This window comes from uncultured Kordia sp. (genome assembly GCF_947489565.1).
In the GTDB taxonomy this organism is placed as follows: Bacteria; Bacteroidota; Bacteroidia; order Flavobacteriales; family Flavobacteriaceae; genus Kordia.
In genome coordinates this window covers 1-17,303 of sequence record NZ_CANLEA010000021.1, presented here as the reverse complement: position 1 = coordinate 17,303, position 17,303 = coordinate 1, and the positions used below count along the sequence as shown (strand labels likewise).

Below are 17,303 nucleotides of genomic sequence, written 5' to 3'. Positions count from 1 at the left end.
AGCTTCTATATTCTATTTCAGTAGCTTTTCCAAAAAATTAATATGTTGCTTGGAAAGCATCTGTTTTAAGTCTTCGTATTGAGATTCATGTGTGTTTTCCTCTAGATTTTCTAATAAAGCCACGAGAAGCGTCGTAATTCCAACAGTATCATATTGTCCAATATCTTCTGTGGCATTCCAATGAATACAATTTCTTAAATGATTTTCTAGTTCTTCAAAAGAATTGAATTTTAATTGATGCGACATACTTTTTAGTTTTATTTGTTTGCACGCGTTTGGAAACTCGTACTAGCTAATCTTTATTCCATTCATGTTGTAAAACAGCATACACAACATCATCAACCCAAGTTCCTTTGAAGAATAGACTTTGTTTAAAATGTGCTTCTTTTCTAAAGCGTAAGCGTTCTAAAAGTTGAATAGAAGCCGTATTTTCTGGATCTACAGAAGCTATGATTCGGTGTTTGTTTAATGTATTGAACAAATAATCAATGACAAGTGCCATGGCTTTTGTCGCGTATCCTTTTCCGTGAAAATCCTTGTGTAAAGTACAACCAAGTTCACATTGCTGATGATCTCCTGCTATAAAATGAATTCCTAAATCTCCAATGATTTTTTGAGAAGATTTTTCAATAATAACTAATTGAAACCAAGTATTAGGTACATTAAATTGTGAAGGATTTTCAGCAATGAATTCATCTACTTGAGATACATCTGTTGGGACAAAATTTTGAAATTTATTTGTGTTGGCATCTGATCTGTAATCAAATACCTGTATAGAATCTTCAAGACGAATAGGTCTTAGTAAAAGCGTTTCTGTTTCGATCATTTGGATAGGAAAAGATTGAGTTAAATTTACAACTCAAAATTTAAATATCCATCAATTTCATTAGAATAAATTGGATGTTCAAAACTGCCAAATTTTATACGGAACTTAGTTTTAAAACGACCGTAATTTTGTCGGAATGCTGTTATTGCTATCTGGTTTGGATTAAGGTAATACCTAGCTAATCCTGTGCCACAAAAATACATGAAATCACGTTCTATTTCACGCCAATTCCCAGTAGAATCTTTTGCTTCAGTCTTCATATATAAAATTTCTCCTATACCAATTTGGTGAATCTTATTAGAAGTATTTTTAATAAATACAGGATACGATTTTTTATTGGTGCGATATTCAGTTTTATTATATGAGACAGCCATAGGCATAGAAAAACCAATAGTTCTGGTAGTATCTATAAATATTTGTATGTCAGAAGTAGTCGGAATTCTATAATCACGATCAAACTCAGTTCCATTATAGGCTAGTTTGGACGTTTTGTATACAAGCTTGATCGTTTTTTTTTCATCACCAATATATAGCGGTGAGAATTGAGCTTCACGTTTAAATTGAAGCGTATCTAAAATCAATTCATTACTGAAATCATCATATAAGCTCACATTTGAAAAAGGATACGTGTTCTTTTTGATTTCGTTTGAAATTTGTGACGTTTCTAATGTAGCCACAGTTTTCTTTTGGGGTTGCTGGTAACAAGCACTTACGAATAAAGCTACGATAACAACACTTACAAAATGTTTCATGTGTAATGATTTTGATGGTTAATTTTGTGTATACAATAGCACAAAAACTAGACCAAAACAGCACAATCAGTATTCGTCTAAGTTTCTAAAAGTGTTGAAAGCAGTCTTAGATTCGAGTTTTTAATCCTTACATTGATTATTATATACTTTACTAACCGTACTTGAAGTTTTAATAATACTTTGATAACATTGTTCGGTTGTAGCGCCACTTTTACTGCATTTTTCCATGAGATATTCAAAAGTGGGTCCATGCGGATTTTTATATTTTTTTAAATCTCTAGCCTGTAAAGCTTTTACTGAATCTTTGTTTTGCATCATGAATCTGGCATTTACACGCGCATTATGTCGAAGTGTATACGCTTTTTTCGCTCTGGTTTTTAAATCGATATCTTGTGAAATCCAGTTTTTATTAAGTTCGGAAATAGCGACAACTTGATAGTTATACCATACGCGTATTTCACAATCTGTAACCGGAATAGTTACTAAAACACCATCGCCTTTTGTGTCTTTAGTTGAAGAATAATTTGGAATCCACAATTTTTGACCCACACGAATTTTACGAACATCCGTAATTTTTTGAAAACTATGGTCTGTCAGTTGCTTTTCATTGGTACTTTCAATAATTCTATAGTATAAATGCGGATTTCCATATGCTTTTTGAGAAATTTTACTCAACCAATCTCCATGTTGAACTACATATGCTGAATTGACTTCTTGAGAAAAGCCCGTGTGAAAAAATAATTGAAAAATGGTTATGAGAAGTAATTTTGAAAAGAATTTCATGATTAAAGATTTAGGTAAGATTTCAAATATATTGTACTTGAAAAATAGAAAAAAGATTACAAATAGACAATGTGATATGCATTAAAAACTTTCAAATGTCGGAAAAGAAAAAGAAGAAAATTGTTTTGAATGCCTGAATATATATGTGTTAAATCGTGAAATGCCTTTTGAAAGCTAAGGTTTCTCCGTTGGATTTTAATTACTGATTTTAATACTCATTTTGACGTATCCAATCAGCATCTAAAACGTCTCGTAGTCGTTGTAAACTGTTTCTTGATAAAAATTTAAAAGCAAGTTCTACAGCAATAAAGCGAATTATCAATATTTGTATAATCGCCACAATAATCAATAAAAAACTGAATTGCTCTTTATCAGTAAAGAAAACGATGGAAAGACCAATTGGAATAAGACATATCATAATAGTGATTAATATTCTGAAAGCTTTGTGAATTTCCACATGGACATAGCCTTTATTTGCGTCAATTTTACCTTTCATCACACAGAAAGCACCTTTGCCTATAGTTGAAGAAATAAGATGAAAGTTATTTCCTTTAATTGTTCCTATAAAAGATTTATCTGTATAATACGTAACTAATTTTTCAGATTTTTTAGTTCTTCGTTGTAATTGATCTAAGGTTTTTGTTTGCGTATCATGAAGTTTGAAATACAGCTTTTTTGTAGGGAAAATGTTCATGATTCTGAGTTTTTTAGCATCTTTTTAATTAACAATATCTGTCCCAAATGATAATACGCATGTTCAATTTGTACATCTATATTTCGATGATAAGTACCGTATTTTTCCACCACAAAATTTTCAAATAATTGTGTTTCGGACATGTTTTCTACCAAAAGAATGAATTTGTCAGCATCTTCACTAAACTTTTTAACGCGATCTTTCCAATCTTGTTCCGAAGTAATTGGAGGCGCATCAAAGCTGTATTTATCTCTAATATCTAAGGTTCCGCCTTCAAATACTTGTGTCACACCAACGATATAATAGTTTAAGTGAAATGTCAATTTTGCAATAGAGTTTAAACCGTGAATACTTTGTATAGCATCTTGCCAAGAAGTATTCATAATTTGCTCTTTCACGTTGGTTCCTGTAACCCATTTTCCTTCAGTATATACTTCACGTAATCGGTTTGCCAGACTTTTGGATAAACTTTCTTTTTGCATAAGATTGGTGTTTAAATCAGTAAAGGTGTCACAATATACATTCAAAAAACTACTTTTTTTACCACTTTGATAAGGAAAAATTTTGCAAAATTGTCAAGTCGAGCGCAGTCGAGATGAATGAAAAATATGATTATTCCTCACTACACGACTGCGCTGAAACTGACAAAGTATTGATTGTTAAAAGCTTTCTGTTTTATGTCAAAACATTACATAAACTCCAACATGCTGCCTTTTAAATGTTCTGTGGCTTGCATATACGCGAATACTTCTTTGGGTCTGGCACCAATTTTTTTCTTCTCCATTTCGGCAGTAAATGCCAAATCTAATTTTCTGCAATTTAAAGCTCTAGCTCTTAATAAGGTTTTGAATAAAATTTGTTTGTACGTTTTGTGACTGTACACATATTCATAATCCAAACCGACAATTAACGCATTGTATACATCTTCATGAATATGACTAAACATAACGCCCACCAAACGATTTGTATGTTTGCTTTCATCATCTTTTAAGTACAATCGAATCACATCATATTCATCAGAAGTACACATTCTTTGAAAGTATTCATAAGTCAGTTTGAAAACATTCAAATCATACGACTTTTCAAAGACTTGCTCGTATAATTTATACACTTGACTGATTTCAACTTCGCTGTTTGGTTTTGTATATGAAGTCTCAAAATTCGGTTCGTACTGTATAATTTCCTTTTTTACATTGTAGCGGTATTTCTGTGGCAGCGATTTTAAATACTGATTCCTATCGTTCCAAGTTAAATGCTCAACTTCCATATTATTTGGCAATTGAAACTTGATAAATCCGCGTTCAAGCATTTCAGTCTCAAACTCGCTATCTTGTTGTCCGTAGAAATCGCGAATCATGATTTTAGTTGCTTTGGACGTTTCCAACACTTTATAAAGTTGTTCAATAAACAAAGACAAGGCTTTTTTCCAATGTTTGTTTTTATAATCAATATATACATGATTTCCTTTGGTAATCAAAGTTCCCGTAATGACCGTTTTTGAAGTCAAAAAATAAGGCGTGTTTTCCAAACGTAAGTTTTCAATTTTTTCAGAAACATATCCTGGATGAAAAATATCGTCTTTAATCAACGCTACTGTAATTGGAGTTTTTAGTATGACTTTTTGCGTGTGATCTTTTATGAGTAAATAATAAAAATCCCAGTTATTTTCGGGTGTTGTTTGATGCGAATATACATCTTCAATCAAGTTTAAATTGGCATAACTCAAGGTGCCATTTCGGGAATAAGTTGCATTCCATTCTTTTTCGTCCAAATCTTTGATGGTACGAAATAACTCCACTTGAAGTTTCTCGTTTGATTCATTTCTAATGTGTTGTTTTTCAATATGAATGTTGAAATTTGGAATGGAAAATGTCTTTGCTATTTTTTCATAAGTCATCTCATTTTCCATGATAGTTTCCGCATACACTTCACACAAAGTCGTCAACATGGAATTGATATGAGTTTTGTCCAAAAAAGTAGTAATCATAAAACGAATTCCGCTTTTACGCATCGGAACTACCGGAAAAGAAGCGGTATTTACAAAGAAACCTTTGTCTTTCATTTTAGAAATAATATCATAACAGATTTTAGGAAGTCCCACAGGAATAAAAAATACAGGACTATCTGTTTTTTGAAACTGCGGAAAACCAAGAGCATCCAATCGCTGGTTTGTATATTGAATAAGTTCCCAAAGCGTATCTTGCATCGGTTTGATTTCTTCAGAAAGATGCAATTTTGCAGAAGCAACTGCAGCGCCTAACATTGGCGGTTGAATTGGACCAGAAAACAAATACGTAGGACCACAATTCCGAACTTTCTTTGCGGTTTCTTCATTCGGAAAAACGATGCATCCGCCAGCAGCAGCAAAGGATTTATTTAAAGAAACTGTCAAAATCATTTTTTCAGATTGTTGCATTTTACTCCACACAACACCGCAACCGCTTTTGCCAGTCCATCCCATACCATGCGCATCATCAATGTACAGATGGAATTTATCATAGGTATTTAGTAAAGAATCGAGTGCTTCAAACGGCGCATAATCTCCGTACATGGAATAAATACCGTCCGCAAAATACCAGATTTTTTCATGCTTGTTGTATAGTTTTTTTATCTGATTTTCTAGCGATTCCATACAATTGTGCTTAATAATATGGATTGGAATGTTTTTAGCTTTCAACTGTTGTACAGTCATCTGAATGCTCGAATGTACTTGCAAATCCAGAATCACAGCATCATTTTTGCCGACCAAGACAGGAATTGTTGCCAAATGTCCTAAGGTTGTACTTGCTGAAACAATCGCAGGTTTGTTGAATATTTGAAACATTAACTGTTCCAATTCTTGATACAAGTCTACCGAAACATAGCCTCTTGAGGACGAAAACTGTGTGCCGTATTTCATGACGGCATTGATAACACCGTTTTGTAACGTTCTGTTTTTTTCGAGTCCTAAATAACTGCAAGATCCAAAATGGATCATTTCATTATCGTCTATGACAATAGTGTTGTTGGGTAATTGTGGATTTGGAGTAGTAAAATTGTGTACCAACTTTCTTCTAAATCCATCTTCAATGATTTGATTTAACGTGTCAATCATAATGTAGGTTGTTTATGGAGTTAACTTTTTTCTGTAAAATTTGGCATGTATTCCATAGCAAAGTCACGACTATAATGTCCCTTTTTGCAAGTCTATAATTTGCTATGTGTTGTATTGTAGATGTACTTTTTGAAGATATGCCTTATCTTAAATTTATGTAGTACATCAAACTGCTATAAAAGTTTTTTTCAAGCAATTCTACCTTGGCTTCAAGACATCATGAATTTGATAAGGCGTAATTCTAATCAGCTACAAACGATAGTTTTAGCGTAGAATAAATAATATCCATGATTCTTAAAACAAGAAAATGTGTAATTACTTTAATGAAAAGTAAACTTTTACAGGTTTAAAAGTAGGTTTTATTTTTAATAATTCCAATCCGATTGAATGAAATTATTGTAAAGAGAACTAGAGAAGCGGAAGCTAAATTAAAGATTATTTTTGGAAGATAGAAGCATCATAAGTCGCTCCTTTTGCCACTTGAATCATGGTGATGCGTACTTTGGTGGGAAAAAATTTTTCATGATCAGAACGTTTGTGTGCATGTCCTTGTCCGCCGCTATCATCTTTAATCACTAAATCCATTTGTTTGATACCTTCTGACCAAATAATAGATTCATTTTCCCAGAATTCGTTCATAGAAACGTCTTTTTCATAAATTCCTTCGTTCGTAAACAAATTCGTAGAAGTACAGCCGTACATATTTTCTTGTCCTTTGTTGGGAATATAGCAAAGTGTCCATTTTGTAGGTTCGTTTCCTGTAGGTTTTTCAATGACTTCAATACGAATGTGAACTGTTCCGTTTCTATAATCAATAGGATGCGTCCAATCTTTCGGAATGTTAGGAGAAAGCATTTCATTCATGACATAATAATGTGATTTACTCGGCGAAGAAGTTAATGCATCTTGATGCGTAAAGGTAAATTCTTCATCAAACAATACAAATTGCGTAGCTTCTTTGGTTGAACACGCATACAAGTATGATACGAGCAGCAATACGAAATACTTTTTCATGTTTCTGTTAAAAATTAGTCATTTCAATATGTTTGGTTGCGCCTTCGGTAAGTGTCACACGTTGCATGAGTCCGCCGCCAGTTTCATCCCACAGCATAAAAGCAATTATGTAATAATCGCCTGCAGGCAAATCTTTATATGCAAACGCACCATCTTCATCACACATCATTTTTATAGTGTCGTGATATCCTTCGGGATCAGGTGTAAATGTTGGAATTCCATCTTCAAGAAATACAGCTCCAGATTGTTTGTTTTTGTAAATATGTTGCAATCGTTCTTCCGTATATGTGCAACTTGGCATCAACTCAATTCGAAACTCTTTTCCATACCGTACTTCACCGCTTTTAGATTTAAATTTCGCAACGCCCGTAATTGTTCCAGTTCCTTTAGATTTGAACCATGTTACTTCTGCATCATCAAATGCATTGATAATTTGTATGGGAGTTTTAGCATTGTCGTTTTTTGTTTGATGACAACTTACCATGATCAAAAATAGACAAAAGAGAATAGCGTTAGATTTCATGTGATGAAAGTAAAGTATTAGCGTTTTTCTCTAATGTACGGAACTTTTTTGCCTAACGATTTATCAGCAAACATAAAAGACAAAAAACTGTAAAGGAATGATTATTTTGTTGAAAGCGTTGTGATACTTCTTTATTCAATGCGAATAATTTCGTCGTCAAGTTCTTTTATAAGCGATCTTGCTTTTTTGGATAATCGTTTATACAAATCCAACATATATTGATCGATACGCAGTGCCCAACTAATGGTTTGCTTAAACTCAAAATCATGGAATAATTCGTCGTAATTTAGCGGCTTTATTTCATTATTTGACATGTCAAAACTCTTCAACATCATAGGTTTCATATAATTTATATGATGTTCATAATGTTGTCTTTCATTGGTTTGAATTTTTTCATATTCAAAATCATAATACAGCGATATTTTTAACCGAATGCTGTCGTTACTTATGGTTTCCAAACCTCTAGACTTCAAGGTTTCATAAGGACCAATATTCGATAGAAATGTTGTGATACCTTGCAAATATGGAAGTTGTGCTTGTAAATCTTTATCTAAAGGAAGATCATTTTTAATATGACGAATAATACGTTCGTACAAGGCAACTCTTGCGCCAAAACCTGCAATGTTTTCTTCGATATCTAATAAATCTTGATGAATTGCATTTTTGATTTCCTTAATGGATTTTACTTCTATTCTTTTCGATTTTTGATGTTCATTCCAATTGTTAAACCAAATAGCCATGGTAATACCGAGAAAAATTAAGAATAGTTCTCCAAACGCATATTTCCAATTAATTTTTTTAATGAATTTTTTCAAAATATTTCTGATTAGATGATGTCTTCCTATTAGGATTGAACCAATATACAAACTTCTGCGTCGATTTAATATTCCAAATACATGATATAATTAGGATTGTATCGTGTTTCCGAAATTTTAAAATCGTATTCGCCCACAATTTGAAAGTTGTTTTGTTGATAGAAACGCAAAGCACGTTCGTTTTCAATTAATACATATAACCAAATTCCTTGTTGTTCGTTTTCTTTAGAAAAATCTATAGTATGATTAAATAGTTGTGCGCCCAATTTTTGTCCGTGAAATTCTTTCAATACATAAAAACGATCAAGTTTGGTAAGCTGCGTTTCTTCAATAGTAGTATTAGGTACGTTGTGTATAATTTTAGAATATCCTGCGAGTGTTTCTTCCAAAAAAATCAAAAAATAGTGAACGTTTGGATCGTCAAATTCTGCGCAAAGCGTATCTATAGCAAAAGCATTTTCTACAAAAGATTCCACGGCTTCTTTAGGCGTATTTGGTAAGTACGTGTCTAAAAAAGTAGTGCTTCCTAATTGCGCAATGGCATTGATGTCATTTGGAGTGGCTTTTCGTATGTGAATCATTTTAAATACAGAGGATTAATATCTTATTCAGAGACTTCTTCAATGAAAACTATATTTTCAAACTTAATATACAGCATCTTATATAATTCACTTGCTATAAACTTTGTGGCATCAAATCTATTTCCTTGAAAGGTATTGTGACTCCATTCTTTGTTATTCATAAATGTAGTAATGGTAATAACATGGTTCTGTTTTAAAAGTATTTCAAAAGAAATATGTACCTGTTTACAAACTTCCATAATAGCTTCGTACTTAGTTAAGCCTTGTGCCATTAAATCATCTACAGTATTTCGAAGTTTTATACATGCTTTAAATGATTGTGGATCTAAAAATTCGCCATGACAATCAAAAAAGCAGAATACTTTTCCAAACTTTTCTTGATCTAAATAATCCATTGTATTGTTCTTAAGAATCAAATATAGTAAAATCAATATGTAGTTATAAAAGTACGCAAATCTACGTGCTTTTTAAATTAGGATAGTATTACGCTTATATCAGAAGTATTTAGCTTCTATATTTGAGATATATAAAACTAAACCATATTACAATGAAAAACCCAATACATTTGAAGCATAGCCCAGTTGTGGTAGAGTTACAAGCATTATTAAAAGCGAAGCCAGAAATAGAGTCTGCCTTATTAGTATCATTACAAGCCGCAAATATTTCTGCGAAAGAAAGCTTAAATTCAGATTTATACAATGCGTATAATGATGAGTTTAATGGAAATGCATGGCCAACAACTATTCAAGATTATTATGATTATTTAGACATGTATGTATGTTTGGTACCAGACGAAAGTGATGATCCAAATTACCCGAATGCATGGAAAAGTACCGATTCTTCTAACGGTTACAACCAAAAAGTATACGATTTATTATGTCAATTCTATTGGTTGGTAGATCAAAAAGTAGAACAATCAGGACTTTCATTACAAAGCTATCCAGAGTTTGCAGATTGGTTGGTAGATTTTGCCAAAGCTTGGGGAAGCTTTTTAGATACAACCGATTCATTAACCAAAGAAAGTTATTATTCGTTTAGACACAATCCAATGTATAATTATCCTTTATATGGAGATAATTCTGAAAGTTGGACTACGTTTAACGAATTCTTTTACAGAGAATTTAACGGAGCTGATGCAGTCACAGGAATTTCTCCATTGCGACCAATTGCAGCGCCAGACGATAATACAACTGTAGTAGCGCCAGCAGATTGTACCTTTAAGCAAGATTATATAATTGATGCACAAGGAAATGTATTAGGAAAAGATGGAGTGCCTACACAAGATCGTTTAAAAAACACGCATGCCATCGGAACTATTGACGAGTTGTTGGATGGAAGCGAATATGCAAGTGATTTTTACGGAGGAACCTTTGTACACTATTTCTTAGGACCTTACGATTATCACCGTTTCCATACGCCAGTAAGTGGAGAAGTATTGGAAATTAAAGATATTAACGGAAAAGTATTTTTAAATGTTGATATGGTAGAAGGACAATGGGATGCGCCAGATGGTTCTGAAGATGGATACGAATTCAATCAAGCACGTGGATTAGTCATTGTTGATGGAGGCGAAGATGTTGGAAAAGTAGCGATTCTTCCTATCGGAATGGCACAAGTTTCAGGTGTGATGATGTATACAAAAGACAATCCGCCAGCAGGTGTGCCAGCAGAAAAATTGATTGGAGTCGGCGATTCAGTCGTAAAAGGACGCGAATTTGGTAAGTTCAGATTCGGTGGTTCTGATATCATCATGGTATTCGAAAAACCAGTAAAAGATTTATATATGTTTAAAGCAGATCCAGGGCATGTTCCAATTCATTTTCAATATGGACAGACTGCTATTTATGTACAATAATTTATCAGATTATACATAGTAACAAAAAACGCCACAATGTAAAAGTTGTGGCGTTTGTATTTTATAATGTAAAAGATTAATCAAAAAGCTTTTCTTTGAGTTTTCCTTTCTTCATTGCTCTATAAAACTTTTTAGTTTTGGACTTCATTGGAACATTATTTTTTTCATCAGACATATACGTGAGCATTATTTTTGCTGCTTCTAATTGAACTTCTTTGATTTCTTTTCGAAGTTCCTCTTTACTTAAACCTTCTCTTTTTGGATTACAAGAAACTAAGCGTCCTTCATAGTGTTTCTGTTCCAATTGATATTTTAGTACTGCAGCAACATATAAGAATTTTTGATTAGAAGTTAAGCTCTCATAAAACTTACCACCAAGAGGAATTGCGGTTTCAGTTTCTTTATTCATCCAAAAACGAACAATATTAAAAGCGGCATTACACTCTCTACCTTTTTCAAATACAGGAAGCGCAAAAATGTATTGTGTAGCATCAAAAAGTAATAATTCATATTTTTCATAGCTAGCATCTTTATCGTCTTTCATCTTTGCAAAAGATTCTGATAATAATTCTTTAGAAGATGTAGGAAAAGTAAAAGGCGTCCACATACGGGTATGTACAGCCTTTCCATCAACCATTCCAGGTTTTACTTTTAATTTCATGATGGCATCCCTAAAATCATCGGAATAATCGTAAGTCTTAGGATAGTTAGCTGTGGCAATATCTGTGATTTTACCTTCTTTAGTAACTGTAAAATAAACATATACATTTCCACTAAAATCATTAAACATATTTAAGTTTTCAAAGATCATTGTACGTACATGACTTTCTGCGCATGCCATACGTTCTTTTTCATTTAATTCGGGAGCACAATTATTTTCAAAAGGAAGTGTTGTTACTTTGGAATAGTGATAAAGTTCTTTGTCTTTTTGAACCATTGGCGTTATTACAGCTTTTGTATTTTTTTTGCTATCAGTATTTTTTGTTTTTTGCCCCAAAAGAAGGAGAGGAAAGAGGCTTATCATAAAAAATAAGCGGATTGTATGTTTAATCATAAGTATGATTTATAGTATGTTAATGTATTTACAAAAATAATGTAAACAGCTTAAAAGGAAAGAACGTATGTGTATTAATTTATATTTATATCTTTTCCTGAAATCTCATCAATTTCGTCAATAACTGTTTTCTTTCTAAAGTATTTTCTTGAGGAAAAATGAATAATCAACATAATTAATGATAATACATCAATACTTAGTTTTTGAGCTCCTAAATTAATTCCAAGACTTATTGACATGTCAAGCCCATATCCGAAGTCAAACGAAAAACTAAAAGAATCGAAGACCAGCTGAATTGAAAATGTGAGAAGGATATACCAAACACACATGATTTTCCATGCAATTCTTTTACCTAATAGCAAATGATAATTAGTAATCATCAACAATACGGCTATCGTTCCTAACCACCAACCGATGGGAAAGACTTGCATAAGTATGTATAAAATAACCAATGTTTGAAAGCAATTATATATTGTAATTACTTTTACCTGAATAGGGAGTTTTATAATACCGGTAAATGTCAAGTTTTTCAAAAGCTTTTATATTTTTTATACAAGTTAAGTTTAAAAGTAAAACTTTTTAAAAATAAACTATCTTTAAGTAAAAAATAGAACTCATCATGCAAAAAAAGCTTGCCCAACATTTGGTTCGAAATTTTTATTTGGTAGCGTTATTGCTCAATGTAGTGCTTCCGTGGATACTTGCCAAAATTACTGTGGGAGACAGAACGGGTGAAATACAAATGATATACATATTGGTAGCTGCTTGGGCTGTAGGGAGTTTGCTTATTTATGCCATTTATTTTACAATTCCAGATTATAACAAAGAATGGGAAAAAATAGCTGCTTTTTTGTTTCCTTCCATATTGACGTGTCCAATGATTGTGATAGAATTTCCGTATTGTATGCTACCATGGGGAATTAATTTCCTTTTCAGTATCATCTGTATCATAATATATAAAGAGCAACTCAAAAAAGTTGTATCAACTACTTAATACAGATGTAAAATGCTTCTTATGTGTCTGAAGTAGAAGGCCAGAGAAATATGCCTAAAAGAAATCCGAGATTTATATACAAAAGATATATCGTAGAGGTAATTGTCGCTATGTCAGTGGTTGTAAATGACTGAATGATTTCTGTTTGTTTAAAAAACAACACAATTGTAATAGCCAATAAAATACCCAAACCTAACAATTCGTTCAGCCAACGTTTTTTAGTTTTAATAAAAATATGACCTGCTAAAAATCCCCAAATCCATGGAACAATAGACAATTGAACTGTTGTGATTGTTGCTGATCTATAATATAAAATCATACAAAGTAAAATCAGTATTAATAAAACCTGTTGAAACCTCTGTACACTTTTCTTTTCTTTCCCTAACGGTTTTTTAAAACCAATTGTAGCTAAAAAATCATAACTAAGTAAAGCATATACAACAATAAGTATAAAGTATTCTAAGGTTGCTGAAAATTGCATAAAAAAATGTTTCGGTTAAGTAGTTTAAAAATAACCAATTCACAATGTTAGGAAATACCTATACATAGGGAGATTTTGAATAGGTTTTGGGACGCTTTGCTTTTAGGTTTTGGGTATTTGAAGTTTATTTATTAAACACCGAAATCCTAGATTGACAGTATATTTTCAATGACAAAGACTTCAATAAACGTAGCGTAAACGAATAAACAAATCAACCAACCAAGTAACAAAAGTCAAGCATAAACCACCAAAAAATCTAAAAGCGAAGCGGTCTAAGAAGTCTAAAAATCTACATAATGACAATTCATCCTTAAAAAATTACAATTCGGTAGTTTCTTTTTTTTCAGACCTATAGTTTATTGGATATTTGAACCATCAATCAAAACAATCAAATCAATCAAAAAATGATCAGTATCGCATTCATCATCATCGAATATCTTTTTTCAATCATTTGAAAACAGGAATTCAAGCAAACAAAGTAAAATCATCAAAAAGCAAACACAATGAAAAAAGTCGTATTAATTTTAAGTTTAGTTTTCTTCGGAAGCATTGCCACAGCACAAACAAAGTATGAAAAAGGAATGGAAAAAGCCTTTTCGTTATGGAAAGAACAAAAAAGTGTAGAAGCTGCTAATTTATTTGAGCGCATTGCTGAAGCAACTCCAAACGAATGGTTGCCATCGTATTATGCAGCGCAAATCAACGTTATTAATGGATTTGCAATTAAAGACAAAAGTAAATTAGCACAACAACTAGAAAAGGCACAAAAACAAATTGATCATGCAACAAGTATTTCGCCAAATAATCCAGAAATCATGATTTTACAAGCCATGTTATATACAGTTTGGGTAGCTTATGACGGCGCAACGTATGGAATGCAGTATGCACCAAAAGTGAGTGAAATCTACGCGAAAGCATATGCAATTGACAAAAACAATCCAAGAGTTGTACTAAGCAAAACAGAATGGGATATGGGAAGTGCACGCTATTTTGGAAAAGACACGGCGCCATATTGCAAAGAATTGGAAAGAGCAAAAACACTCTTTGAAGCAGAAAAAAAGAAAGATGATTATAGTCCAAGTTGGGGAAAAGAACGAGCTACACAATTAGTAGAAGATTGTAAAAAGTAACGAGATCGTTTAAAAATCCTTAGTATATTTGATAGAAGCCAACTAAAAAAGCAAATAATGAAAGAGTTTACAAGAGTTGTATTTGTAGGAATTATAATTGCAATCGTATTAATGGGAGTAGACCTGTTATTTAAGTATGTAGGTGGAGGCACGATCGTATTTAATAAACAAACGCTCATAGTTTTTGGATACTATTGCTTGTATTCCATTCCAATCAGTTTAGCAAACTCGTACTTTTTTGATCATTTGAACACCAAAGTACAATGGACAAAAACGATGAAACAATATCGATTGTTTATAGGAATTGTTGGTTCAGTTGTTATTACAATAGTTACCGTATTTTTAGTTAGAATTACGCAACGTGTATATATTGAAGGACTTTCTTATGGAGAGTTTCTACAAAAGGAAAGTCCCAGTTTTTATTTTAGAGCTTTACTCATCACCATTATTTTCGCTGTTTTCTTTCACGCAATATACTTTTACAAGGAATTACAAAAAAAGAGAGTTACCGAACAAAAAATCATTGCAGGAACGGCCTCTGCACAGTTTGATGCCTTAAAAAATCAACTCGATCCACATTTTTTGTTCAACAGTTTAAATGTACTCAGTTCTTTAATTGATGAAAATCCGCGTCAAGCGCAGAAATTTACATCCGGACTTTCCAAAGTATATCGGTATGTATTAGAACAGAAAAACAAAGAATTGGTCACGGTTGATGAAGAATTGAAATTTGCCAAAACGTATATGAGTTTGCTAAAAATGCGATTTGAAGATAGTATCATTTTTGAAGCTCCAGAAACGGCAAGTAATCCAGAAAGTAAAGTAGTGCCATTGTCATTACAATTACTATTAGAAAACGCCGTAAAACACAATATGGTAACGCCTTCAAAACCGTTACATATAAAAATACATGAAGATCGTGGGAATTTAATCATTGAAAACAATCTTCAAGAAAAACAAATTGTAAAAAAGAGTAGTGGTGTAGGTTTAAATAATATCCGACAACGATACGATTTACTCACAGAACGCCAAGTATACATTAACAAAACTACATCGGATTTTCAAGTAGCAATTCCGATGCTAACAAAACAAAGAGAAGTCATGAAAAATAGAACAATACATAGAGAAGATCAAGACTTAGATGATAAATACATCCAAGCTAGAAAGCACGTAGAAAAATTAAAAGAATTTTATTATAACTTATTATCATACTGTTTAGTAATTCCATTTTTAATATTCATCAATTTAAGATTCAGTCCACAATTCCACTGGTTTTGGTTTCCAATATTTGGTTGGGGAATCGGATTAGCATTTCATGCAATGAGCGTGTATTTAGAAGGTGGACGTTTTGGTAGAAATTGGGAAGAGCGTAAGATTAGAGAATTTATGGAACATGAAGAACGTAAAAATTGGAACTAATGAATACAGACGATCAAAAGCGCGAAAAAACAGAAAGATACATGCGTGCGCAAAAGAAAGTAGAAAACATTAGAGGTTTTTATGTCCACTTGCTCGTATATCTTTGTATAAACTTATTCATTAGCATCAAAAAAATATCAAGAAACCTAGATAACGGAGAAACCTTTAATGAAGCATTTTTTGATGTAGGAACCTTTGTTGTGTGGTTAGCTTGGGGAATTGGATTGGCATTTCATGCATTCAATGTTTTCGTGAAAGATGGAAAACTAGGAAGAAGTTGGGAAGAGCGTAAAATTAAGGAATACATGGAGGAAGAGAAGCAAAAAAGATGGAACTAATGGAAAATGAAAAAGTGCATATACACAAAAGTGAAGCATATATTGAAGCTCAGAAAAAAGTAGCGTCTTTGCGCAGTTTTTATAAGCATGTAGCCATATACATATTCGTTAACTTATTTATTTCTTTTCGAGAACATTTTCATAATATGGAAGCTGGAGCAACGATAAAAAGTTCACTAAAAGATGGAGATTTATATACACTTTGGATCATTTGGGGTTTTGTACTTTTGATACATGGAATGAATGTGTTTTCTTCCATTAACATCTTTGGAGCACAATGGGAAAAACGAAAAATAAAACAGTATATGGACGAGGAAACTCGTTCCGAAAATCTATAAATTAAGAGTTATGGAAAGATTATCATCAAACACATATAATAAAGATTACACCAAAGAAGAAGCATACATGCGTGCGCGCAAGAAGGTTGAAAAACTAAAAGGATTTTATGGACATTTTGCTTCATATATCATCGTCAATGTTTTTATATTAGCCATGATTTGGTTGAATTTAGACGAAGGCGAAACATTTTGGAAATTTGGACATTTTTCAACAGCATTTTTCTGGGGAATTGGAGTTGCATTTCATGCAGCAGGCGTTTTTGGTCCCGATTTTTTATTAGGAAAAAAATGGGAAGAACGAAAAATTCAAGAATACATGTCTGACGACAGAAGAAACTGGGAATGATTTTGAAATTATAAATGTTGAATTATAAATTCTAAATGTACCAAACGTCACTTCGAGTGAATTTGTGAAACAAATTAGTATCGAGAAGTACTTAGAAACTATAAATGTAAAATGCTAAATTATAAATGTAAAAGTTATATTTCAATACGTCATTATGAGGAGTTGCGATGAAGTAATCTGCTTCTATACTACCAAACGTCACTTCGAGTGAATTTGTGAAACAAATTAGTATCGAGAAGTACTTAGAAACTATAAATGTAAAATGC

22 protein-coding genes are annotated in these 17,303 nt (G+C 32.4%); 7 read left to right on the top strand and 15 right to left on the bottom strand.

Going from position 1 to position 17,303, the window contains the following annotated elements; all coding sequences use genetic code 11:
* Window positions 1-12: 12 nt before the first annotated feature.
* The 12 genes from Q0845_RS22645 to Q0845_RS22590 form a co-directional block, all read right to left on the bottom strand.
* Entirely contained in the window at window positions 13-246 is a 234-nt protein-coding gene (locus tag Q0845_RS22645; protein WP_298518428.1) for a hypothetical protein, read from the bottom strand.
* Window positions 247-292: 46 nt separating this feature from the next.
* Complete coding sequence (locus Q0845_RS22640) at window positions 293-826, bottom strand: GNAT family protein (protein WP_298518425.1); 534 nt, start codon at window positions 824-826, stop codon at window positions 293-295.
* A 26-nt stretch (window positions 827-852) separates the two neighbouring features.
* Window positions 853-1,578: a hypothetical protein gene (locus Q0845_RS22635; RefSeq protein ID WP_298518422.1), complete on the bottom strand. Its 726-nt coding sequence runs from the start codon at window positions 1,576-1,578 to the stop codon at window positions 853-855.
* A 120-nt stretch (window positions 1,579-1,698) separates the two neighbouring features.
* On the bottom strand, window positions 1,699-2,361 hold the full coding sequence (locus tag Q0845_RS22630) for a LysM peptidoglycan-binding domain-containing protein (protein ID WP_298518419.1): 663 nt from the start codon (window positions 2,359-2,361) through the stop codon (window positions 1,699-1,701).
* Window positions 2,362-2,569: 208 nt separating this feature from the next.
* Window positions 2,570-3,055 (bottom strand): hypothetical protein, encoded by a 486-nt coding sequence (locus Q0845_RS22625; protein WP_298518416.1) that lies wholly within the window; start codon window positions 3,053-3,055, stop codon window positions 2,570-2,572.
* Complete coding sequence (locus Q0845_RS22620; protein ID WP_298518414.1) at window positions 3,052-3,537, bottom strand: DUF1572 family protein; 486 nt, start codon at window positions 3,535-3,537, stop codon at window positions 3,052-3,054. The genes Q0845_RS22625 and Q0845_RS22620 overlap by 4 nt, the downstream gene beginning before the upstream one ends.
* Window positions 3,538-3,743: 206 nt before the next feature.
* Window positions 3,744-6,149: an aminotransferase class I/II-fold pyridoxal phosphate-dependent enzyme gene (locus Q0845_RS22615; protein WP_298518411.1), complete on the bottom strand. Its 2,406-nt coding sequence runs from the start codon at window positions 6,147-6,149 to the stop codon at window positions 3,744-3,746.
* 435 nt (window positions 6,150-6,584) lie between these two features.
* Window positions 6,585-7,163 (bottom strand): hypothetical protein, encoded by a 579-nt coding sequence (locus Q0845_RS22610; protein WP_298518408.1) that lies wholly within the window; start codon window positions 7,161-7,163, stop codon window positions 6,585-6,587.
* Between the two features lie 7 nt (window positions 7,164-7,170).
* A complete protein-coding gene (locus tag Q0845_RS22605; RefSeq protein WP_298518405.1) occupies window positions 7,171-7,686 on the bottom strand; it encodes a hypothetical protein in 516 nt (171 codons plus the stop codon).
* A 131-nt stretch (window positions 7,687-7,817) separates the two neighbouring features.
* Complete coding sequence (locus tag Q0845_RS22600) at window positions 7,818-8,501, bottom strand: DUF6090 family protein (RefSeq protein ID WP_298518403.1); 684 nt, start codon at window positions 8,499-8,501, stop codon at window positions 7,818-7,820.
* 65 nt (window positions 8,502-8,566) lie between these two features.
* Window positions 8,567-9,082: a GNAT family N-acetyltransferase gene (locus tag Q0845_RS22595; RefSeq protein ID WP_298518400.1), complete on the bottom strand. Its 516-nt coding sequence runs from the start codon at window positions 9,080-9,082 to the stop codon at window positions 8,567-8,569.
* A 23-nt stretch (window positions 9,083-9,105) separates the two neighbouring features.
* Window positions 9,106-9,477 carry a hypothetical protein gene (locus Q0845_RS22590; protein WP_298518397.1) on the bottom strand — a complete coding sequence of 124 codons (372 nt, stop codon included), beginning with the start codon at window positions 9,475-9,477 and terminating at the stop codon, window positions 9,106-9,108.
* A gap of 152 nt (window positions 9,478-9,629) precedes the next feature.
* On the opposite strand from Q0845_RS22590, the gene Q0845_RS22585 reads away from it, so the two are divergent.
* On the top strand, window positions 9,630-10,937 hold the full coding sequence (locus Q0845_RS22585; RefSeq protein WP_298518394.1) for a phosphatidylserine decarboxylase: 1,308 nt from the start codon (window positions 9,630-9,632) through the stop codon (window positions 10,935-10,937).
* A 76-nt stretch (window positions 10,938-11,013) separates the two neighbouring features.
* Here the strand turns inward: Q0845_RS22585 and Q0845_RS22580 are convergent, their stop codons facing one another.
* A complete protein-coding gene (locus Q0845_RS22580; protein ID WP_298518391.1) occupies window positions 11,014-11,991 on the bottom strand; it encodes a hypothetical protein in 978 nt (325 codons plus the stop codon).
* Window positions 11,992-12,065: 74 nt separating this feature from the next.
* Window positions 12,066-12,422, bottom strand: coding sequence for a hypothetical protein (locus Q0845_RS22575; protein ID WP_298518388.1), 357 nt, complete (start codon window positions 12,420-12,422; stop codon window positions 12,066-12,068).
* Window positions 12,423-12,610: 188 nt separating this feature from the next.
* Here Q0845_RS22575 and Q0845_RS22570 point away from each other — a divergent pair, with 188 nt between their 5' ends.
* A complete protein-coding gene (locus Q0845_RS22570) occupies window positions 12,611-12,985 on the top strand; it encodes a hypothetical protein (RefSeq protein ID WP_298518385.1) in 375 nt (124 codons plus the stop codon).
* Window positions 12,986-13,004: 19 nt separating this feature from the next.
* On the opposite strand, the gene Q0845_RS22565 is transcribed toward Q0845_RS22570, so the two are convergent.
* Window positions 13,005-13,466 carry a hypothetical protein gene (locus Q0845_RS22565; RefSeq protein ID WP_298518382.1) on the bottom strand — a complete coding sequence of 154 codons (462 nt, stop codon included), beginning with the start codon at window positions 13,464-13,466 and terminating at the stop codon, window positions 13,005-13,007.
* Window positions 13,467-13,969: 503 nt separating this feature from the next.
* On the opposite strand from Q0845_RS22565, the gene Q0845_RS22560 reads away from it, so the two are divergent.
* From Q0845_RS22560 to Q0845_RS22540, 5 genes are read left to right on the top strand one after another with little or no spacing between them, the layout of a single operon-like run.
* Window positions 13,970-14,596, top strand: a complete 627-nt coding sequence (locus Q0845_RS22560) for a hypothetical protein (RefSeq protein ID WP_298518379.1) — start codon at window positions 13,970-13,972, stop codon at window positions 14,594-14,596.
* 57 nt (window positions 14,597-14,653) lie between these two features.
* Window positions 14,654-16,015, top strand: a complete 1,362-nt coding sequence (locus tag Q0845_RS22555; RefSeq protein ID WP_298518377.1) for a 2TM domain-containing protein — start codon at window positions 14,654-14,656, stop codon at window positions 16,013-16,015.
* Window positions 16,015-16,353 carry a 2TM domain-containing protein gene (locus Q0845_RS22550; protein WP_298518374.1) on the top strand — a complete coding sequence of 113 codons (339 nt, stop codon included), beginning with the start codon at window positions 16,015-16,017 and terminating at the stop codon, window positions 16,351-16,353. Before Q0845_RS22555 ends, Q0845_RS22550 begins: the two co-directional genes overlap by 1 nt.
* The gene (locus Q0845_RS22545; RefSeq protein ID WP_298518371.1) at window positions 16,353-16,691 is read left to right on the top strand and encodes a 2TM domain-containing protein; all 339 of its coding nucleotides are present in this window, start codon (window positions 16,353-16,355) and stop codon (window positions 16,689-16,691) included. Before Q0845_RS22550 ends, Q0845_RS22545 begins: the two co-directional genes overlap by 1 nt.
* Window positions 16,692-16,701: 10 nt before the next feature.
* Window positions 16,702-17,037 (top strand): 2TM domain-containing protein, encoded by a 336-nt coding sequence (locus Q0845_RS22540; protein WP_298518368.1) that lies wholly within the window; start codon window positions 16,702-16,704, stop codon window positions 17,035-17,037.
* Window positions 17,038-17,303 lie beyond the last annotated feature (266 nt).